Origin of the sequence: Tistlia consotensis USBA 355 (genome assembly GCF_900177295.1) — a bacterium.
Lineage (GTDB): Bacteria > Pseudomonadota > Alphaproteobacteria > Kiloniellales > DSM-21159 > Tistlia > Tistlia consotensis.
This window is the reverse complement of sequence record NZ_FWZX01000003.1, coordinates 134,797-155,329: the sequence shown is the minus strand read 5'-3', so window position 1 is coordinate 155,329 and position 20,533 is coordinate 134,797. Positions and strand designations below refer to the sequence as shown.

Genomic DNA, 20,533 nt, shown 5'->3' with positions numbered 1-20,533 from the left:
TCGGTCAGGCCTGGCCAGTCGCCGCGATCGCGGCGCTCTTCGATGCGATGCGGTCGAGCAGGTCGTGCCACGACGCCACGAAGGCGGCGGCGCCCTCGTCCTGGAGCCGGGCGCCGAGCGCCTCGACGTTCACGCCCGCGTCGGCGAAGCGGGCCAGGACGGCGTCGCAGTCGCCGCCGTCCGGCGGCATCAGGGCGCCGCGCGTGCCGTGGTCCGCGAAGGCGAGCAGCGTGCTCTCCGGCAGGGTGTCGACGGTGAAGGGCGCCGCGAGCGCCGTCACGTAGAGCGTGTCCGGCGCCGCCGGGTTCTTCGTGCCGGTGCTCGCCCACAGCAGGCGCTGGGCGCGGGCGCCGGCATTGGCCGCGCGCTGGAAGCGCGCCGAGGACAGCAGCTCGCGATAGCCCCTGTAGGCCTGTCCGGCAACCGCGATGCCGAGCCGGTCGAGCAGCTCCTCCGGCACATTGCCGCGGACCGCGACGTCCCAGCGGCTGACGAAGAGCGAGGCGACCGAGGCCACGGCCGGGTTGAGGCCGGCCTCGATGCGCCGCTCGATGCCGCGCAGGTAGGCTTCGGCGGCGGCGCGGTACTGGGCCGGGGTGAAGAGCAGCGTCACGTTGACCGGCACGCCGGCGAAGATCGCCTCCTCGATGGCGGGCAGGCCCTCGGCGGTCCCCGGAATCTTGATCAGGAGATTGGGCCGGGCGGCGCGCCGATGGAGGTCGACGGCGGCTGCCAGCGTGGCCTCGGTCTCGCGGGCGAGCAGGGGCGAGACCTCCAGCGACACCCACCCGTCCACGCCGTCCGTCCGTTCGAAGGTCGGGCGGAACAGGTCGGCGGCGCCGGTCACGTCGGCCAGGGCGAGCTCGAAGAACAGCGCCTCCGGGGAGCGACCGGCCGCCGCCTCGCGCCGGATCTGCTCGTCATAGCTGCCGCTGCTCCGGATCGCGTGGTCGAAGATCGTCGGGTTGGAGGTCAGGCCCGTGACCGAGAGCTCCTCGATGTAGCGCTCCAGGCTGCCGCTCTGCAGCAGCTCGCGCGTGATGTTGTCGAGCCACAGGCTCTGGCCGAGATCGTGGAGCTTCCGGGTCGGCTTCATCGGATCACCGCGAGGCCGGTGGCGGAGCCGAGCGAGACTGCTGCTCCTCGACGGCGAAGATCACCTCGAGCTCGACCGCCGCGCCGAGCGGCAGGCTGGCCACGCCGAGAACCAGCCGGCAGGGGTTCCTGTCCGCCCCGAAGACCTCCTGGAACAGCTCGGAGGCGCCGTCTGCGACCTTCGGGTGCTCGCGGAAGTCGCCCGCGGTCGCGATCGCCACGCCGAGCCGGACGACCCGCGCCACCCGGTCGAGCGAGCCGAGATGCTGCCGCGCGACGGCGAGCGCATTCAGCGCCGCCAGACGCGCCGCCTGGCGCGCCTGCTCCGGGTCGAGCTCCGCGCCGACCCGGCCCGTGAAGGTCGCCGTTCGGCCCTCGGTCGGAAGCATGCCGGTCAGGAACAGCAGCCCGCCCGCCTGCACGGATTCGACGTAGGCACCGAACGGCTCAGGGGGGCTCGGCAGCTCGATCCCGAGGCGTGCCAGGCGCCGCTCGGGGCCACCGGGAGGATCGCGGCGCGTCGGAGAGGTGGGTCTTGGCGCCATGAAAGGCCTCCTTCGAGGGTCGTGACGCCGCTGCCGGCGGCATCTCGTGTCCTCTCAAGTCGGCGCGCGACGGCACCCGGGCGATTGCACGATGGTATTGGCGACCCTTTGGTATCGGCCGATGCTCCCGACGCGTTGCCGTCGGTCCGTCGACCTGCCGTCAGGCCAACCGATCCAGCAGGGCCCTGGCTCGCTTGACCCTCGGCGCCGACAGGCCTTCGGTGAGCCGGCCGTAGACCGGGGAGAGCACCGCCCCTGCCTCTGCCTGCCGGTTGTGACGGCACAGGTGCTCCGCCAGGCTCGTGGCCGACGACAGCTCCCAGTAGGTCGCCTTCTGCGCCCGCGCCTGGGCCATCGATCTGCGGAAGAGGTCCTCGATCGGCGCCGGGTCGTCGAGCCCCCGTCGCGCGAGCAGCTCGCCCTTGATCCTCAGGATCTCCGGCACGAACCAGAGATAGCCCGACGTTTCCGCGAAGCGCAGCGCCTCGTCGATCTCGCCCAGGCCGTCGTCCAAGAGACCGCTCGCGGCCAGCGCGGCCGCCAGCTCGGCCCGAAAGAACGGATAGAACAGCAAGTAGACCGCGCGCGCCATTTCGGCGAGGCCCGACCGCAGGGGAGCCACGCCGCCCTCGGGATCGCCGCGCCGCGCCGCCAGGGCTCCCTGCACGCAGAGGCCGACCGCATGGAAGGGATGGAGCGCGTGCCTCTCGGCGTGGTCGACGAGCTCCTCGCCGCAGCCCTGCGCCAGCTCCAGCTCGTCCAGGCTCAGGAAGACGAAGCCGGCCGCCCAGGCCAGGGCGACGCAGAGCACGGTCGGCTGATTCGTGCGCCGAGCCTCCTCGATCGCGCTCATGGCCGTCTGCGACGCGGCCGCGACCAGACCCTGCGACAGCAGATTGACCGTGTTGTGACTCATGGCCGAGGCACGCAGGTCGCTGGCGAAGCGGATCATGTCCCGGCGACGCCGTTCGACCGGATAGTGGTCGATCGCCCATCGGAGCCGCTCGCCGGCTTCGTCGTGCGCGGCCAGATAGGTCTGCGGGATGCCGACCAGCCAGGCGGCCATCGCCCGGGACTGGAGACCGCGAACGCGGGCGACCTCCTCGTACTCGCGGGCGAAAGCCAGCGCGTCATCCAGCGCCATCGCGCGGGCGGAGAACAGCCAGAGACCGTAGGTCGCGCGCTGCTGATAGTCGAAGTCACCGGATTGCCGCGCGAGCGAGAGAGTGCGTATCAGGGCCTCGCGCGGCGCGGCGCCCATCCCCTGGGTGAAGATCAGGGCGAAGCCGAGACCGCACTGCAGGACCATCTCGTGATACGTTCCCGCGGCCTCGCCGAGCGCCGCCAGCGCCTTGCCGGCCCACTCGCAGCACTCGGCGACCAGCGAGACGGCGACCCAGAAATCGGTCGCCGTGGCGGCGAGCGCGACCCCCAGAGACGTGTCGCCGCACGCCGAAAAGGCCCAGCTCAGGGCCGCCCGCAGATTGTCGACTTCCCGGCGGAAGCGGGCGAGGTCGTCGATAGCGGCCTGCAGCTCGCCCTCGACGGCGAAGGGAGCGAAGAGAGACAGGCAGAATTCGGCATGGCGGCGCACGACCTGTCCCTGGTCCCCGCTGTCGGCGAGCTTCTCGAACGCATAGACGCGGACCGTCTCGAGCAGCCGCCAGCGCCGGGCGGCCTCAGATCCGTCCAGGGCGACCAGCGATTTCGTCACCAGGCTCGAGATGCCGAGCGCGACGCTCGATTCGCTGTCGCCGGAGACGGCCATCGCGGCCTCGAGCGTGAAGCCCGCCGGGAAGATCGCGAGCTGCCGCAGCAGGCGCCGCTCCGGCTCGGGCAGCAGCTCGTAGCTCCAGTCGAGCGTCGCCCGCAGGGTCTGGTGCCGCGGCAGTGCCGTGCGCCGGCCGCCGGTCAGCAGGGCCAGGCGATCGTCCAGGCGTCCGGCGACCTGCTGGATGCCGAGCGTCGCCGCGCGGGCCGCCGCGAGCTCGATGGCGAGGGGAATGCCGTCGAGCTGCCGGCAGATCGACCCGATCACCGGAAGCTTGTCGGCCTGCGGCTGGAAGTCCGACCGCAGCGATCTCGTCCTTGCGACAAAAAGCTGCACCGCGCTGTGCTCGAGCACCTCGTCCGATGCCTCCAGGTCCTCGGCCGGCACCTCCAGCGGCGGAACGCGGTAGACGACCTCGCCCTCGATGCGCAGCACCTCGCGGCTCGTCGCCAGGACTGTCGCATGTGGGCAGAGGCGCAGGAGCGTCTCCGCCATGGTCGCCGCCGCGTCGATGACATGCTCGCAGTTGTCCAGGAGCAGCAGCACCTTCCTGCCGCCGAGCGCGCGGGCAACGGCTGCCGGGGACATCTCGTCGCCGCGCAGCTGCAGATCCAGGGTCGAGGCGACGGCGGACGGCACCAGCTCCGGATCCGAGAGGGAGACGAGCTCGACGAGCAGGACGTCGCTCTCGAGGGCCGGGACCAGCCTGCGGGCCACCTCGGATGCCAGCACCGTCTTGCCGATTCCGCCCGGGCCCGCCAGCGTCACGACCCGGTAGGCGGACAGCAGGTCGCGCAGGTGCTGGACGGCGGTCTCCCGCCCGATAAGGGCCGAGGCCGCGACCGGTACGTTGGTCAGGAAGGGGTGGGAGGCCGTCCGGACCTGACTGCCCGACGGCCGCTTCGCCGGCGCGCTCCGCTCCCGGATCGTCCAGTCGCCGAGCAGCCGGTAGCCGCGGCCGGCCACGGTCTTGAGCATGCCGCGATCGGCGCCGAACGCCCTGCGGATCGCGGAGATATGGACCTGGAGCGTGTTGTCCCCGACGATCGCGCCGGGCCAGACGCGACTCATGAGATCGTCCTTGGTGACGAGCTCCCCGGCGGATCGCACCAGTGTCTCGATGATCTCGAACGCCCGGTTGCCGATCGGCACCGGGCTGCCCCGCGCGCGCAGCTCCCGCCGTGCGAGATCGATCTCCCACCCGCGGGACTCGAAAACCACTGGTTCGCACTGCGGCAAGGAGCGAGCACCCGGGGTTCTGGACCAGCAAGTTGTAGTGAAGAGGTTCCCGACGGACAAGCAGCCGTAGACCGGCTGGTCCGCGCCTCGGGCGGGCGCCGCGAGCGCCTGAACAGCATTCTTCAGCACTATTCAGGTCCGCTTCAGGACTCGCGACCGGCGACCGTCCGATGATTGGGCCGTGGAAGAGCCCTGACGCATCCGAGGAGAGTCCCGATGACCGTCATGAGCGACCTGGTTGCAGCCACCGCGACGAGCCGAGACCTGCGATTGTCGCGGGCCACGCCGACGCTCGCCCCGCCGTGCCGGATGCCGACCGTCTTCGTCGTCGGCGACAAAGTCGCGGTCCGCGACTTGCTCGGCATCCTGCTGCGCCCTTCGGGCTGGCAGGTCGAGATCTTCGCCACCCTCGAGCAGTTCCTGTCTCGTCCGCCGGTCCCGGGTCCGAGCTGTCTCGTCGTCGATGTCGCCCTTCCGGATCTCAAGGGCCTCGAGTTCCAGCACCGCATCGCGGCCGACCACCGCGAGACGCCCGTCGTCCTCGTCAGGGGCCACGGCGAGGTCTTGATGGTCGTCCAGGCGGCGAGCGACAGAGCGAGCCGGATCACCTCCGAGGGCCCCCACGGGGGCGACCTGCCGAGCGCGATCGGGCATGCCCTGGAGTGCAGCGAGGCGGCGTTGCGCCAGGCTGCGGAGCTGCAGGAGCTTCGACGGCGCTACGCGGCGCTGAGCCGCCGCGAGCAGGAGGTCATGGCGCTGGTCGTGGCCGGGCTGATGAACAAGCAGGTCGGCGGCGATCTCGGGATTAGCGAGATCACCGTGAAGGCGCACAGGGGCCGCGTGATGCGCAAGATGGAAGTGCGCTCGCTCGCCGACCTCGTCGGCATCGCGGCGAGGCTGGGCGTGCGGGCTAGCCTGGCGGCCGCGCGCCGGCCCCTCCTGGCCCGGCGCGTGGTCCCGATGACCACCAGCGTCCTCCGGGAGCGAGCGAGGTGACATGGCTCGACTGTTGTCGGTAAACGTCGGACTTCCGCGCGACATCGAGTGGAAGGGTCGCACGGTACGCACCGGGATCTGGAAGCGTCCCGTGCCTGGCCGCTGTCGGGTCTGCCGGCTGAATCTCGAAGGAGACGGGCAGGGCGACATGGCCGGACACGGTGGCGAACATCGCGCCGTCTTCGTCTACCAGATCGACTCCTATCGCCATTGGCAGAAACAGTTGCAGAGGGCCGACTTCGTCCCCGGCCAGTTCTGCGAGAACTTCACGGTCGAAGGGCTGCCCGACGATGCTGTTTGCATCGGCGATCGCTACCGGATCGGAAGCGCGCTGTTCGAGGTCACTCAACCGCGCGTAACTTGTTATCGCGTCGGCATTCGGATGAACGAGCCCCGGATGCCGGCATTGCTGACATCCAGCGGGCGCACCGGCTTCTACTTCCGCGTGGTGCAGGAGGGCGAGGTCGGCGCCGGCGACGAGATCGTGCTGGTCGGCGAGGCCCGGGAGCGAATGACGGTCGCGGAGATCAACGCGCTCCTCTATTCACCCGAGCATCCGCGCGATCGCCTGGAACGGGCCTTGCGGGTCGACGCGCTTTCGCCCGGATGGCGCGCGTCGTTCGAGGCGCTGGTGAAGAGCCAGCCGGCTGCAGGACGCGGCAATGCGGGGCTTGCGCCGGCGGCCGCCATGCATCCGGTTGCACCCGGGTTCCGGCCGCATCTCGTCATGGCGATCGACGAGGAATCCGCTGACGTCATCTCGCTGACGATGCAGATGGCGGACGGCGGACCGCTGCCGAGGCCTCTGCCCGGCCAATTCGTGATCTTGCGTCTCCAGCGCTCCGCGGTCGGCGCGGCGTTCTTCCGCAGCTATTCGCTCTCGGGCCCTGCGTCGGCCGAGCGATATCGGATCAGCGTGAAGCTCGAGCCGAACGGGGCGGCGGGGACCTACCTGCGGGAGCATGTCCGCCCGGGCGCCGTGCTCGATGTCAGTGCCCCGCGCGGAAGCTTCGTTCTTCAAGGCGGAAATCGGCCGGTCGTCCTGCTGAGCGCGGGCATAGGGGCGACGCCCGTTCTGGCCATGCTGCATGCGCTGGCGGCCGATGCCTCGGCTCGGCAGGTCTTCTGGCTGCACGCCGCCCGCGACCGCCGGCATCATCCCTTTGCCGCCGAGGTCCGTCGCCTGCTCTCCACGCTCCGGAACGCGCGCAGCTACGTCTGCTACAGCCGGCCGGGCCCGGACGACGAACCAGGCGTGGACTTCGACGCCGCCGGCCGCCTCTCGCGAGCGGCCCTGGAGAAGCTCGGCGTGCCGCGAGAGGCCGACGTCTACCTCTGCGGACCGCCCGGGTTCATGGCGGACATGAAAGAGGCGCTCGCGGCCCGGGGCACGGCGCCGGAGCGCATCAACGTCGAGCTGTTCAGCGGCACGCCGTCGAAGACGCCCGGCGTCGTCGGCAGGGCGGCACGCGCTCCGCACCGCCCCGAGGACGACGCCGACACCGGCCCGCTCGTCTCGTTCGCGCGCAGCGGCGTCGCCGCGCATTGGAAGGCGTCCGCCTACGGGTCCCTGTTGGAGCTGGCCGAGGCCTGCGATGTCCCGGTGCGCTGGTCGTGCCGGGCGGGGGTCTGCCACAGCTGCGAGTGCGGCCTGGTTTCGGGGCAGGTCGTCCATGAGCCCGAGCCGCTCGAGCGGCCTGCCGGCGGCAACCTCCTCATCTGCTGCGCACGACCGGTGAGCGACGTCGTCATCGACCTGTGAAGGCTGATCGGACATCGCCCCTCCAGACCGTCGCGCAGCTCCTCCGGTCAGTTTGACCCTGCCCGGGGGATGAACCCGGGCACGCCGGTCTCGACGACGGCGTTGAAGCGATTGCGCGTCGTGACGCCGTCCCGGATCTCCCTGAGGGCGTCCTCCGGCAGTGCCGCTATCTCGAAGTTCTCCCGGATATGGCGAGGTGACGTCGACGTCGTCAGAAAGGCGGTGCCGCGCTGCACGGCCCAGGCCAGGGCGACCTGGGCCGGGGTCCTGCCGACACGCCGCGCGATCGCCGTGATCACCGGGTCGTCGATGACCTTCGGCTCCATGGCGTGCCCCAAAGGGGCAAAGGCCTGCAGCACAATGCCGTGCGCCCGACAGTAGTCGAGCAGGTCCCATTCGGGGAGATAGGGATGGGACTCGACCTGCACCACGGCCGGCTTGATTCGCGCAACCGCAACGATCTCGCGCAGCTTCTCCAGCGTGATGTCCGACAGGCCGATCGCCCTGCATCGCCCCTCGTCCACGAGGCGCTCGAGGCCCTGCCAGGTCTCCAGCAGGGTCACGCCGGAATCGTAGATCACCCGCCCTTGTCCGTCCGTCGGATGGAACTCGTCGCCGGGTTGGAAGGCAAAGGGCGTGTGAATCAGATAGCAGTCGATGTAGTCCAGCCGCAGCCTGCGCAGGCTCGCCTCGAAGGCGGGCGCGATGCGCTCCGGCCGATGATTGGTGTTCCACAGCTTCGTGGTGACGAAGAGGTCCTGCCGGCGGATCGCGCCGTGCCCGAAGACCTCCTGCATGGCATTGCCGACCGCGTCCTCGTTGCCGTAGCGCTCCGCACAGTCGAGATGGCGAAATCCCACCTGCAACGCAGCTTTCGTGGCCAGCCCGGTCGCGACGGGGTCGGGAATCAGCGTGCCGAATCCGACGGCCGGAAGCGCGCCGGATCCGTCGCTGAGAGGAATCCTCGTATCGCGAAGCGTGTCCTCGGTTGTCATGTCCTCTGTCCTTTGCCCGGGTTGCGCCGCAAGACCATCGGAGCCGGGCCTATCTCGTCGGGGGAGGCTGTCTGCGGAGGAACAGGACGAGCGGGCTCGCGACCAGCATGACGATCATCAGGATCTTGAACTGGTCGATGACCGCGATGACCGCCGCCTGGCCGGTGACCAGCTCGTTGAGCCCGGCCAGGGCCTGCTTCGACAGGGAAGCGGCACCCTGGAGGCCGGCGCGATGCGGCGTCAGGTGCCTGGCGAGCGCCAGATGCACGGCCTGGGTGTTGTCGTAGAAGAAGATCTGGACGACGGCGATGCCGATCGTGCTGCCGTAGAGGCGCGCCAGGTTGAAGACCGCGACGCCTTCGGGACGGAACCTCGGGTGGAGCGTCACGAACGCCGTCCTGGCGAGCGCGGGCATCATGATGCCCAGGCCCGCGCCCTGGACGAGCCCTGCCGCCGCCACCGGCCACCAGTCCATCGTCGGCGAATAGCCGAGCATCCGCCAATTGGCATAGACCACGAGAGCCGTTCCGCCGGCCACGAACGGCCGGTTGTCGAGTCGGGCCGGCAGGAAGCTCATCAGCACCAGCGCCCCGACGAGCGCGATGCCGCGCGGTATCGTCATGTAGCCGGCGGTGTCGACCGGATAGCGGAGCAGTTCCTCCAGCATCGGCGAGGTCAGGGCCAGGGTCGGCAGCAGGACGAAGCCGAGGGCGAAGTACATGATCGTCGAGAGGACGAAGTTGCGATCCCTGAGCAGCGCCTTGTCGACGAAATGCGTCTCCGCCGTCAGGACGTGCACGGCGAAGAAATAGAAGCCCAGCGCCGCGGCGAGGGCCTCCGCCCAGATTTCCGGCGAGGCGAACCATTCGAGGCGCTCGCCGCGGTCGAGCAGCATCTGCAGCCCCGTGATGCCGAGCGAAGCGGTACCCAGGCCGAAGAAATCGAACGGCAAGGTCTGCGCCGGCCTCTTCTCGGGAAGCGACAGGGCCACCACCAGGAGCACGAACGCCGTCACCGGCAGGCTGACGTGGAAGATCGACGGCCAGCCGTAGTATTCGCTGAGCCAGCCGCCGATCGCCGGGCCGGTGCAGATGCCGAGCAGCAGGAGCACCGTCCACGTCAGGTTGACCCGCGGATGGCGCACCGGCGGCAGCACGTCGAGCAGGATCGCCAGGGACAGGGGAGCGATGGTGCCGCCCGCGAGCCCCTGGACGATCCGGGCGAGCACGAACTCGATGCTCGTCGTCGCACGGACGTCCAGCACCAGGCCGAGGGCGAAGACGGCGAGCGAGACCTGGTAGACTGCCTTTCTGCCGAAACGTTGTGCGAGCCAGGGCGTCATCGGCAGGACGGCGACCCCCGCCGCGATGTACGAGGAGAAGATACAGCCGACCTCGTCGTCAGCCATCGAGAGCGAGCCCTGCATGTACGGTAAGGCCGCGTTCGGCAGGGAAATGTTGACCGCCTGCATGTAGGTCGCCAGCAAGGCCGCGACCGTCAGCGCGCGATGGCCGCCGGCGGCGCCCTCCGGCCGGGCGGCGCTCACTCGACGACTCCCGCCGGCAGCACGGCGGCGAGCAGGCGGCGCCAGGAGCGGTGGTAGCCGGTATCGACCCGCGCCGTGACGCTGATGCCTGAGAACAGGGGGCGCTTCGGATCCATTTCGTCGAGCTCGAGCCGGACGGTCAGGCGCTGGACGACCTTGACCCAGTTGCCGGTCGCGTTCTCCGGCGGCAGGATCGCGAAGTCCGAGCCCGTGCCCGGGCTCATGCTTGAAACGTGCGCTTTGAAGGTGACGTCCGGGTAGGCGTCGACGTCGATCGTCGCCGGCTGGCCGAGCCGCATGTGAGCCAGGCCGGTCTCCCGGAAATTCGCCTCTATCCAGACCTGCCGGCTCGACAGCAGCGAGAAGACGGCGGCGCCCGGGCTGACGTAGTCGCCGACCTGCAGATCGTCCACCCTGGTGACGGTGCCGTCCTCCGGCGCCCGCACTTCGGCGTAGGAGAGATCCAGCTTCGCCCGGTCGAGCCGTGCCCTGGCCGCACGCACCGTGGGGTGACGCGCGGGCTCGATGTTCGGATCGCCGCTCAGGGCGGCGACGGTGCTCGCGATCTGCTGTTCGATCGCTGCGCTGTTCTGGTTGGCGACCTTGACGTCGGTCTCGGCGCGCTCGAGCACCGCCCTCGAGGTGAATCCGGAGGCGATCAGCGCCTTCTTGCGCCGGTACTCGTGCTCGTCGAAGGCCGCCGCATGCTTCGCCGCCCGCAGTTCGGCCAGCTGCTGCAGGTATTTCGTCTTGAGGGCGTCGATCTCGAGGCACGTCCTGTCCAGGTCCGCCTCGGCCTGCTCGACGGCGATCCGATAGGGCTCCGGATCGAGCCGGAACAGCAGCTGGCCCTTCTGGACCTGCTGGTTGTCGACCACCGCGATCTCGACCACCTGGCCGGCGACCCGTGCGTTGATCGAGTACATCGCGGCACGCACGAAGGCGTCGTCGGTCGTGACGTAGGGCTCGTCCGCCAGGTACCTCGCGCCGCCTGCGACGGCCAGCACGATCGGGAAGGCGGCGATCAGCGGCCGGCGCGCGCGCTGCCTCAGGGGCCTGCGGGGCCTGGCGGTGCGGCGCCGGGACCCGGCTTCGAGCGCTGCACCTTCGACGTGCATGTCCATCGCGTGACGTTCCACATCAGCTGGAGCGGTCCGGGCATCCGCAAGCGGCGGTGCCCTCCCCGGATCGCTGGGATCCCCGCCCGGGCGCCGCAAGCGCATGGCCACCGAGGTGGTGCGCCCGGGCTACCGGGGCCATTGGACCAAGGTGTCGGCCTTGGCGCCGGCGGCCTTGATTTTCTTACCGTGTGGTACAAATATTGACCGCAGGAACGTAGCGCAAGGAATTTTTACCGGATGGTACAGAAAAAGCAGGACGCGGAGCCGAGGCGCCGTGGACGGCCTCCGGCCTACGACCCGCGCACGGCGCTCGGTCGTGTCACGGAGGCCTTCTGGAGTGCCGGCTATGCCGGCACTCCGCTCGCCGAGATCTGCGCCGCGACCGGCATGAACAAGCCGAGCCTCTATGCGGCCTTCGGCGACAAGCACGCGCTCTATCTCGCGGCGCTCGAGCAGTACTGGCAGAGCACGCTCGCGGCGATGCGCGGGAGGCTCGCCGAGGACCGGCCGCTGCGGGACAGGCTGATGCGTGTCTACGAGGATGCGCTGACGATCTACTTCTCGGGCGACGGCAGCCCGCGCGGCTGCTTCGTGATCGGCACGGCGGTCACGGAGGCCCTCGGCGACCGCGACGTCCGTGACAGCCTCGCGGCCGGGCTGCGGACGCTGGACCGCGATTTCGAAGCCTGCTTCCGCGCGGCGCAGGAGCATGGCGAGCTGGGAGGCGACGCCGATCCCGCCGCGCTCGCCGTACTCGCCATCGCGACGCTGCAGACCATCGCGGTCCGCGCCCGCGCCGGCGCGTCGCGGGCCAGCCTCCGCAAGCTCGCGGGCAAGGCCGTCGGCGCGATCTGCGGATCGCGCGGGGCAGCGGAATGACCGTAGGCGGTCCGGAGCGGCAGGTCGTGGCGGCGCCGCTGCCGGACATCCTTGCCCCAGGCCTCGCGGTCGTCTTCTGCGGCATCAATCCCGCGCTGTCGGCCGCCGCCGCGGGCCATCACTTCGTCGCGAGGACCAACCGCTTCTGGCGCGCCGTCCACCTGGCAGGCTTCACGCCGGAGGAGATCCGTCCCGAGAACGACCGCACGATCCTGCAATACGGATGCGGGCTGACGGCGGTGGTCGGGCGGGCGACGGCGCGGGCGGATGAACTGTCGGCCCGGGACTTCGCCGATGCCGCCGAGCGGTTCGAAGGAAAGATCGCCCGGGCGGCGCCGCGCTTCGTCGCCTTTCTCGGCAAGGCTGCCTATGCCGCCCTGGTCGATCGGCGGGACCTCGCCTGGGGACCGCAAGCCGCGACCTTCGGCGGCGCCAGGCCGTGGGTGCTGCCCAATCCCAGCGGGCGGAACAGGGCGTTCAGCCTGGACCAGCTGGTCTGCGCCTATCGCGAGCTCCAGCGAGCGTTGCACCGGACGGGCTCTCACGCCGAATCGTAGAGGCCGCGGCGAGCCGCTAGGTCACCGGCAGCCGCTGCTGCAGCTCGTCGACCAGGACCCGCTTGTTCTCCGAATAGTCGATCGGCACGACGACGAGATGGACGCCGCCGCCGGCGAACGCCGCCTCGAGCGCCGGCTGCAGCTCCTCGATCCGATTCACCCGCGTTCCCGAGGCGCCGTAGGCCTCGGCGTATTTCACGAAGTCCGGGTTGTCGAAGGTCATGCCGAAGTCGGCGAAGCCGTCGACCGCCTGCTTCCAGCGGATCATGCCGAAGGCCCGGTCCTCGATGACCAGCACGACCAGGTCGAGCTCGAGCCGGACGGCCGTTTCCAGCTCCTGGCTGTTCATCATGAAGCCGCCGTCGCCGCAGACCGCCATGACGCGGCGGTCGGGATGGAGCAGGGCCGCCGCGATCGCGGAGGGCAGGCCTGCGCCCATGGTCGCGAGGGCGTTGTCGAGCAGCAGCGTGTTGGCGACCTGGGTGCGGTAGTTCCGCGCGAACCAGATCTTGTACATGCCATTGTCGAGGGCGAGGATGCCGTCCGGCGGCATGACCTGCCGGACGTCGTGCACCAGCCGCTGCGGGGTCAGGCGCGGCTCGGTCGCGCGCGCCGCGATCCGGCGCAGGATCCCTTCGCGCAGCGGCAGCAGCGCCTGGGCGTTCGGGAGCTTGCCCGCCACGCGGTCGGCGAGGAGCCGCAGCGACGGGCCCAGATCGCCGACGACCTCCGCCTGCGGGAAGTACACCTGCTCGACGCTCGCCGGCTGGTAGCCGATGTGGACGACCTGGGGGCCTTGCGGGCCCATGATGAATGGCGGCTTCTCGACCGTGTCGTGGCCGATGGTGATGATCAGGTCGGCCCGCTCGATCGCCTCGTGGACGTAGTCGCGCTCGGACAGTGCCGCCGTGCCCATGTAGAGCTCGGTTCCGCCCGGCACGGTGCCCTTGCCCATCTGGGTGGTGAAATAGGGGATCCGGGACTCGACGACGAAGCGGGCGAGATCGGAGCTCGAGCGCGGTCGCGACGCCGCGGCACCCAGCATGACCAGCGGTCGCCGGGCGTTCACGATCAGCGCCGCCGCGCGATCGAGCGCCGCATCGCTCGCGAGCGGAAGCTCGACCGGATGGGGCGGGATCGTGCCGGTCTCGGTCGTCTCCGCGGCCGCGATGTCTTCCGGCAGCTCCAGGTGGACGGGCCCCGGACGCTCCTGCTCGGCGACCCGGAAGGCCTCGCGCACGATCGTCGGCACCGTGGCGGGAGACACGATCTGGCGCGACAGCTTGGTGAGCGGCTTCATCACCGCGACCACATCGACGATCTGAAAGCGCGCCTGCCGGGACGACAGGATGCTCTTCTGGCCGGTGATCATGATCATCGGCATGGCGCCGAGCTGCGCATAGGCGGCCCCGGTCGTGAGGTTGAGAGCGCCCGGGCCCAGCGTCGTGAGGCAGACGCCGGGCCGGCCGGTGAGCCTGCCGTGGGTGGCGGCCATGAAGGCGGCGGCCTGCTCGTGCCGCGTCAGGACCAGCTCGATGGACGATTTGCGCAGCGCCTCGACGACATCGAGGTTCTCTTCCCCCGGGATGCCGAAGATCCGCTCCACCCCCTCGTTCTCGAGGGCGGCGATCAGCAGGTCGGCGCCTTTCGGCATGAGCGGTCTCCCTGTCCGTGCTTGCCCCGCCGACGTGGCGAGCCGCGATTTGCGTCGGCGCGGCCGGAGGCGCAACGGCATGCCCCGTCGGGGCGTACCGCAGCCCGGCGTCCCGGCCCGCCTGGCGCAGCCTATTCCATGAGACGGAGGCCGCCCAGCATGGTCGGGATCAGCTCCGACACCGTCGGGTGGATGTGGACGGCACGCCGGATCGCCGGGTAGGGCGCATCGGCATACATCGCGTCGAGCAGCGAGTGGACGACCTCGTCGCCGCCGATCCCCAGGATCGCCGCACCGAGAACGCGGTCCGTCTCGGCATCGACCACGATCTTCATGAAACCCTGGGTCTCGCCGCGCTCGCGCGCGCGCCACCTGCGTCATCGCCAGCTTGCCGATCAGGGCCTTGCGCCCCGACGCCCGCACTTCCCGCTCGGTCAGTCCGACGCGGCCCAGCGGCGGATCGATGTAGAGCGCATAGGCCGTGATCCGGTCCGACACCCGGCGACGGTCGTCGCCGAACAGGTCGGCGGCCAGGATCTCGTAGTCGTTGTAGGAGGTATGGGTGAAGGCACCGCGGCCGTTTACGTCGCCCACGGCCCAGATGCCGGGCACGCTGGTCCGAAGCTGGTCGTCGACCACGATGTAGCCCCGCCCGTCGGTCTCTACGCCGGCCGTGTCGAGGCCGAGGTCGTGGGTGTTCGGGCGGCGTCCGACGGCCAGCAGCAGATGCGAGCCGATCACCTCGGGCGGCCCGTCCTTGCAGGAGAGCCCGACCGCCACCTTGCCGGCCTGCCGCGCGACGCCGACGCACGCGGCATCGAGGCGCACCTCGACGCCTTCGCCCTCCAGGATTTCCTTCACCGTATCCGACACGTCCTCGTCGTCGCGCCCGATCAGGCGGGGGCCCATCTCGACGACGGTCACGCGGCTGCCGAACCGCCGGTACATCTGCGCGAACTCCAGTCCGACATAGCTGCCCCCGACGACGACGAGATGCTCGGGCAGGAAATCGACCTCCATCATCGTCGTGCTGGTCAGGTAGTCCACTTCCCTTAGGCCCGGCATGTCCGGCACTGCGGCCCGGGCGCCGACATTCAGGACGATCCGTTCCGCCTCCAGCAGAGCGCCGTCGATCCTGACGTGGCGGGGGCCCTCGAGGCGGCCGTGGCCCCGGTAGACCGTCAGGTTCTCCATCGCCCCGAGCCATCTCGCGAGTCCTTCGCGGGACCGGCGGACGACGGCATCCTTGCGCGCCTTCACCCGGGCCATGTCGACCGCGACCTCGCCGCCGACGATCACCCCGTAGTCCGCGGCCCGGCGCGCCACATGCGCGGCACGGGCGCTGGCGATCAAGGTCTTGGTCGGGGTGCAGCCGGAATTGACGCAGGTGCCGCCGAACGCGTCGCGCTCGACGATCGCCGTCCTCATGCCCTCCCCGGTCAGGCGGGCCGCGAGCGGAGGCCCGGCCTGGCCCGTGCCGACGATGATCGCGTCGTATCGTTCGCCCATGCCGCCCTCTCACCTTGCGGTGTTCTCAGATGGCAGGCGGCGGCAGCCCGTGCCATTGGACGAAGGTGTCGCCGACCCCGCTCCGCCGCAGACCGCTGCCATCGCGGCGGCAGGGAAGGCGGTGCCGGCAAGGCGGCTCTCCTCGTCTTCCGGGCACCGGCGAAGGCTTACGGCCGCGTCGAAGGATCCCCGGGGCGGGCCATGGCGGCAGCCTGCCGCCGCGGCCGACACGAAGGTATCGTCGATACCTTGGTCCGATGGACCCGGGTGGCGCGTGGCGCGACCCTCTGCCTCCAGAGCCGTCGCAACACGTCAGGAATCCGGAGGCAACGATGCACGACCTGCAAGCCGCGCGGCAGATCCGCCTCGAGCGGCGTTCGCCGTTCTACTGGCGCGTCATCCTCGACAACCCGCCTCTCAACATCTTCGGGCCGACGGCGATCCCGCAGCTCGGCGAGGTCGTCTCGGCGCTCGAAGCCGATGCGGAGGTCAAGGTGGTGGTCTTCGACAGCGCCGTCGAGGGCTTCTTCCTGACCCACTACGACTTCCTCGCCGATCCCGAAGAGACCACGAGCCTGCCGCCCGGGCCGACCGGCCTGCCGCCGCTGCCCGACCTGCTGGTGCGCCTCAGCCGCGCGCCGGTCGTCTCGATCGCCTCGATCCGCGGCCGCGCCACGGGCGTCGGCAGCGAGCTGGCGCTCGCCAGCGACCTGCGCTTCGCCAGCCGCGAGAAGGCGATCCTGTCGCAGTGGGAGGTCGGCGCGGGCCTGGTTCCGGGAGGCGGGCCGATGGCCCGGCTGCCCCGCCTGATGGGCCGCGGCCGGGCCCTCGAGGTGCTGCTCGGCGCCGACGACATCGGCGGCGCGCTCGCGGAGCTCTATGGCTACGTCAACCGCGCCCTGCCGGACGCCGAGCTCGACGGTTTCGTCGAGGCGCTCGCGCAGCGGATCGCCTCGTTCGACAAGCAGGCCATCGCCGACACCAAGCGCCTGGTCGACCTGGCCAGCCTGCCGCCCGATTCCGAGATCGCGCCAGAGTGGGGCGCCTTCCTCACCGCCTTCGGCCGGCCCGCGGCCCAGGCGCGGATCAGGACCCTGATGGAGCGCGGCTTCCACCGGGCGGGCGACGTCGAGGAGCGGCTCGGCCACCACGTCGGCCAGCTCGGTCTCTGACGTTCGCTTCCGGTCGCGCCGACCGGCCCGTCCGGTCGGAGCGGCCGGTCGCGGGGCGCTGCTGGTCCCGAGCGATCGTGATCGCGCAGTATAAGAAAGTATATACGATACCTTTGTCTGATATTTTATTGCGATTTTTTGTGCGAGCACTGTGAAACGTCCTGTGATTTTGAGATCTCGGGCGTTCGAGTTCCTGAATTTCGACCGGCTCTGACGAGCTTCCACGACGGGAGGCGGCCTTGGCCTACGACATCACAGTCAACGGAACGACCCATCACGTCGACGTCGACGGCGACACCCCGCTGCTCTGGGTGCTGCGCGACGTCCTGGCGATGACCGGAACCAAGTTTGGCTGCGGGGCAGGGCTCTGCGGCGCCTGCACCGTGCAGCTCGACGGCGTCGCCACCCGCTCCTGCATCACCCGCGTCGACAGTCTCGGCGACGCCGCGGTCACGACGATCGAGGCGGTCGGGGCGACGGCGGCCGGCGCCAGCGTCCAGAAGGCCTGGCTCGAGGGGCAGGTGCCCCAGTGCGGCTACTGCCAGTCGGGCCAGATCATGTCCGCCTCCGCCCTGCTGGCGCGCAATCCGGACCCGACCGACGCCGAGATCGACGTCGCGATGGCGGGAAACATCTGCCGCTGCGGCACCTATCCCCGGATCCGGGCGGCGATCAGGGCGGCGGCGCGCTCGAACGCGAAGGGAGACTGACCATGGCCGGCAAGCACTGCACCGCCCGATCCGCCGAGCGGCTGACCTCGACCTGCGCGGTCCGGGTCTCGCGCAGGAGCGTCCTCTGCGCCGGCGTCGCCTTCGGCGGCGGCCTGCTGCTCGGGCTGCGCCTGAGCCTGGGCACCGCGGCGGCCGCGGCCGCCGGCACCGGCGATTTCGCGCCCGACGCCTACATCCGGATCGGCCGGGACGGCCGGGTCGCCCTGGTCATGCCCTTCGTCGAGATGGGCCAGGGCACCTATACCGCGATCCCGATGCTGATCGCCGAGGAGCTGGAGGTCGATCTCGATCAGATTCGCCTGGAGCACGCGCCGGCCGACGAGAAGCTCTACGGCAATCCGCTGCTGGCCGGCGTGCAGGCGACCGGCGGCTCGACCGCGATCCGGGCAGCCTGGCTGCCGCTGCGCGAAGCCGGTGCCGTTGCCAGGACCCTGCTGGTCTCGGCCGCGGCGGCACGCTGGAACGTCGAGCCGGGCGCCTGCCGGGCGCGACGCGGGGCGGTGGTCCACGAGCCGAGCGGGCGGAGCCTGGGCTATGGCGAGCTGGCCGCCGACGCGGCGCGCCTGCCGCTGCCCGGCAAGGTCGCCCTCAAGGCCCCGGCCGAGTTCCGGCTGATCGGAACGCCGGTCAGGCGCCTCGACGCGCCCGGAAAGGTCGACGGCACCGCGGTCTTCGGCATCGATGCCCGGCCGGCCGGCGTGAAGATCGCGACCCTGGCGCAGTCGCCGGTCTTCGGCGGCCGGGTGAAGAGCCTGGACGACCGGGCCGCCAGGGCGGTCAGGGGCGTGCGCCAGGTCGTGCGGCTCGACGATGCCGTGGCGGTGGTGGCCGATCACATGGGGGCTGCCCTCAAGGGACTGGCCGCCCTTGCGATCGAGTGGGACGAGGGGCCGCATGCGCGGCTCGACTCCGCCGCCATCCTGGGCGAGCTCGAGAAGGCGACCGACGGCCCCGGCACGGTCGCGCAGACGGTCGGCGACGTCGGGGCTGCGCTGGCCGGTGCGGCATCCCGGGTCGAGGCGACCTACCAGGTGCCCTTCCTGGCCCACGCCACGATGGAGCCGATGAACTGCACCGTCGATCTTCGTGAAGACGGCTGCGACGTCTGGGTCGGCACCCAGGTGCCGGCGCGCGCCCAGCGGGCCGCGGCGCAGGCCGCCGGCCTGCCCTTGGACAGGGTCGCGCTGCACAACCACCTGATCGGCGGCGGCTTCGGCCGGCGCCTCGAGGTCGACGGCATCGTCCGCGCCGTCGAGATCGCGCGGCACGTCGACGGTCCGGTCAAGGTGATCTGGAGCCGCGAGGAGGACATCCAGCACGACCTGTACCGGCCGGTCTTCTTCGACCGGCTGTCGGCCTGCCTCGGCAGCGACGGCAGGCCTCTCGCCTGGAGCCACCGCTTCGCCGGCTCCTCGGTCATCGCGCGCTGGCTGCCCCAGGCCTTCAACGACGGCCTCGACCCCGACACGACCGACGGCGCCATCGACCTGCTCTATGCCCTGCCGAACCTGCGGGTCGAGTACCGCCGGGTCGAGCCGCCGGGCGTGCCGACCGCCTTCTGGCGCAGCGTCGGCCCGTCGCACAACGTCTTCGTGACCGAGAGCTTCATCGACGAGCTCGCCGCCGCGGCCGGGCAGGATCCGGTCGCCTACCGCAGCGCGTTGCTCGACCAGGCGCCGCGTGCCAGGGCGGTCCTCCACCTCGCGGCCGAGAAGGCCGGCTGGGGCCGGCCGCTGCCCGCGGGCGTCGGCCTCGGCGTCTCGCTGCAGTTCGTCTTCGCGACCTACATGGCGCAGGTCGCCGAGGTCGAGGTGTCGGGGGACGGCAGCGTCCGGGTGCGCCGGGTCGTCTGCGCCCTCGACTGCGGCAGCGTCGTGAATCCCGACACGATCGAGGCCCAGGTCCAGGGCGCGGTCGTCTTCGGCATCACCGCCGCGCTCTACGGCGAGATCACCATCGAGAACGGCCGGGTCGTCCAGGCCAACTTCGACAGCTATCGCATGCTGCGGATCGACGAGGCGCCGAGCGTCGAGGTGCACATCGTCCGGAACAGCGAGCCGCCGGGCGGCATGGGCGAGCCCGGGACCTCGGCGATCATGCCGGCGGTCGCCAACGCGATTTTCGCGGCCACCGGCAAGCGGCTGCGCAAACTGCCGGTCGATCCGGCGGCGCTGAAGCACTCGGCGTGACCGAGACAACGCGCCCCCTGACAACGCGCCCCCTGGGCGGAAGGAGATCCGAGATGAGTGCCGACAAGAAGGTTGCCGTCATCACCGGCGCGTCGCAGGGCATCGGAGCGGCCCTGGTCGAGGCCTACCGCGGCCAGGGCTACCGCGTCGTCGCGACGGCCCGCTCGATCGAGCCGGCGAACGACGCCGACGTCCTCGCCGTGGCCGGCGACATCGCCGAGCGCAAGACCGCGGAGCGCGTCCTGGCCGAAGGCGTCGAGCGGTTCGGGCGCATCGACACGCTCGTCAACAACGCCGGGGTCTTCATCGCCAGGCCCTTCACCGGCTACAGCGAGGCCGACTTCGCCTCGATCGTCGGCGTCAACGTCGCCGGCTTCTTCCACCTGACCCAGCTCGCCGTCGCCGAGATGGAGAAGCGCGGCAGCGGCCATGTCGTCCAGATCACCACCAGCCTGGTCGGCCACGCCAGCTCGAAGGTGCCCTCGGTCCTGGCGTCGCTGACCAAGGGCGGCCTGGACGCGGCGACGCGCTCGCTTGCCATCGAGTACGCCCGGCGCGGCATCCGCGTGAACGCGGTGGCGCCGGGCGTCATCAGGACGCCGATGCACCCGCCGGAGACCCACGAGGCGCTCGCCGCCCTGCACCCGATGGGGCGCATGGGCGAGATCGCCGACATCGTCCAGGCGATCCTCTACCTCGAGGCCGCGCCCTTCGTGACCGGCGAGATCCTGCACGTCGACGGCGGCCAGAGCGCCGGCCACTGATCCGGCGC

General features: G+C 70.7%; 15 protein-coding genes. 8 read left to right on the top strand and 7 right to left on the bottom strand.

The features are described from left to right. Positions 1 to 4 precede the first annotated feature (4 nt). From tal to B9O00_RS06130, 3 genes are all read right to left on the bottom strand, one after another. Positions 5 to 1,096: a transaldolase gene (tal, locus tag B9O00_RS06140; protein WP_085121583.1), complete on the bottom strand. Its 1,092-nt coding sequence runs from the start codon at positions 1,094 to 1,096 to the stop codon at positions 5 to 7. A gap of 4 nt (positions 1,097 to 1,100) precedes the next feature. Beyond that, the gene (locus tag B9O00_RS06135) at positions 1,101 to 1,640 is read right to left on the bottom strand and encodes a RidA family protein (protein ID WP_085121582.1); all 540 of its coding nucleotides are present in this window, start codon (positions 1,638 to 1,640) and stop codon (positions 1,101 to 1,103) included. Positions 1,641 to 1,800: 160 nt separating this feature from the next. Then, a complete protein-coding gene (locus B9O00_RS06130) occupies positions 1,801 to 4,779 on the bottom strand; it encodes an ATP-binding protein (protein WP_200808418.1) in 2,979 nt (992 codons plus the stop codon). A gap of 87 nt (positions 4,780 to 4,866) precedes the next feature. Here B9O00_RS06130 and B9O00_RS06125 point away from each other — a divergent pair, with 87 nt between their 5' ends. Then, positions 4,867 to 5,646 carry a response regulator transcription factor gene (locus tag B9O00_RS06125; RefSeq protein ID WP_200808417.1) on the top strand — a complete coding sequence of 260 codons (780 nt, stop codon included), beginning with the start codon at positions 4,867 to 4,869 and terminating at the stop codon, positions 5,644 to 5,646. Between the two features lies 1 nt (position 5,647). Then, complete coding sequence (locus B9O00_RS06120; protein ID WP_085121580.1) at positions 5,648 to 7,408, top strand: MOSC and FAD-binding oxidoreductase domain-containing protein; 1,761 nt, start codon at positions 5,648 to 5,650, stop codon at positions 7,406 to 7,408. Between the two features lie 47 nt (positions 7,409 to 7,455). On the opposite strand, the gene B9O00_RS06115 is transcribed toward B9O00_RS06120, so the two are convergent. Genes B9O00_RS06115 through B9O00_RS06105 form a run of 3 tightly spaced genes read right to left on the bottom strand, consistent with a single transcriptional unit; the run spans position 7,456 to position 11,073 of the window. Continuing rightward, positions 7,456 to 8,403: an aldo/keto reductase gene (locus B9O00_RS06115; protein WP_085121579.1), complete on the bottom strand. Its 948-nt coding sequence runs from the start codon at positions 8,401 to 8,403 to the stop codon at positions 7,456 to 7,458. Between the two features lie 49 nt (positions 8,404 to 8,452). Further along, positions 8,453 to 9,949 (bottom strand): MFS transporter, encoded by a 1,497-nt coding sequence (locus B9O00_RS06110; RefSeq protein WP_235017047.1) that lies wholly within the window; start codon positions 9,947 to 9,949, stop codon positions 8,453 to 8,455. Next, positions 9,946 to 11,073, bottom strand: coding sequence for an HlyD family secretion protein (locus B9O00_RS06105; RefSeq protein WP_085121578.1), 1,128 nt, complete (start codon positions 11,071 to 11,073; stop codon positions 9,946 to 9,948). The genes B9O00_RS06110 and B9O00_RS06105 overlap by 4 nt, the downstream gene beginning before the upstream one ends. A 234-nt stretch (positions 11,074 to 11,307) precedes the next feature. Between B9O00_RS06105 and B9O00_RS06100 the strand changes: the two genes are divergently transcribed. Both B9O00_RS06100 and mug read left to right on the top strand, forming a co-directional pair. Continuing rightward, positions 11,308 to 11,949 carry a TetR/AcrR family transcriptional regulator gene (locus B9O00_RS06100; protein WP_085121577.1) on the top strand — a complete coding sequence of 214 codons (642 nt, stop codon included), beginning with the start codon at positions 11,308 to 11,310 and terminating at the stop codon, positions 11,947 to 11,949. Positions 11,950 to 11,975: 26 nt separating this feature from the next. Further along, positions 11,976 to 12,506, top strand: a complete 531-nt coding sequence (gene mug, locus B9O00_RS06095; RefSeq protein WP_085121707.1) for a G/U mismatch-specific DNA glycosylase — start codon at positions 11,976 to 11,978, stop codon at positions 12,504 to 12,506. A gap of 16 nt (positions 12,507 to 12,522) precedes the next feature. Here the strand turns inward: mug and B9O00_RS34340 are convergent, their stop codons facing one another. After that, a complete protein-coding gene (locus B9O00_RS34340) occupies positions 12,523 to 15,669 on the bottom strand; it encodes an acetolactate synthase large subunit (RefSeq protein ID WP_322111185.1) in 3,147 nt (1,048 codons plus the stop codon). Positions 15,670 to 16,001: 332 nt separating this feature from the next. Between B9O00_RS34340 and B9O00_RS06080 the strand changes: the two genes are divergently transcribed. The 4 genes from B9O00_RS06080 (at position 16,002) to B9O00_RS06065 (ending at position 20,525) form a co-directional block, all read left to right on the top strand. Further along, positions 16,002 to 16,841 carry an enoyl-CoA hydratase/isomerase family protein gene (locus B9O00_RS06080; protein WP_085121575.1) on the top strand — a complete coding sequence of 280 codons (840 nt, stop codon included), beginning with the start codon at positions 16,002 to 16,004 and terminating at the stop codon, positions 16,839 to 16,841. 239 nt (positions 16,842 to 17,080) lie between these two features. Further along, a complete protein-coding gene (locus B9O00_RS06075) occupies positions 17,081 to 17,551 on the top strand; it encodes a (2Fe-2S)-binding protein (protein ID WP_085121574.1) in 471 nt (156 codons plus the stop codon). A gap of 2 nt (positions 17,552 to 17,553) precedes the next feature. Then, the gene (locus tag B9O00_RS06070; RefSeq protein WP_085121573.1) at positions 17,554 to 19,761 is read left to right on the top strand and encodes a xanthine dehydrogenase family protein molybdopterin-binding subunit; all 2,208 of its coding nucleotides are present in this window, start codon (positions 17,554 to 17,556) and stop codon (positions 19,759 to 19,761) included. 53 nt (positions 19,762 to 19,814) lie between these two features. Next, on the top strand, positions 19,815 to 20,525 hold the full coding sequence (locus tag B9O00_RS06065) for an SDR family NAD(P)-dependent oxidoreductase (protein ID WP_085121572.1): 711 nt from the start codon (positions 19,815 to 19,817) through the stop codon (positions 20,523 to 20,525). Positions 20,526 to 20,533: the final 8 nt, after the last annotated feature.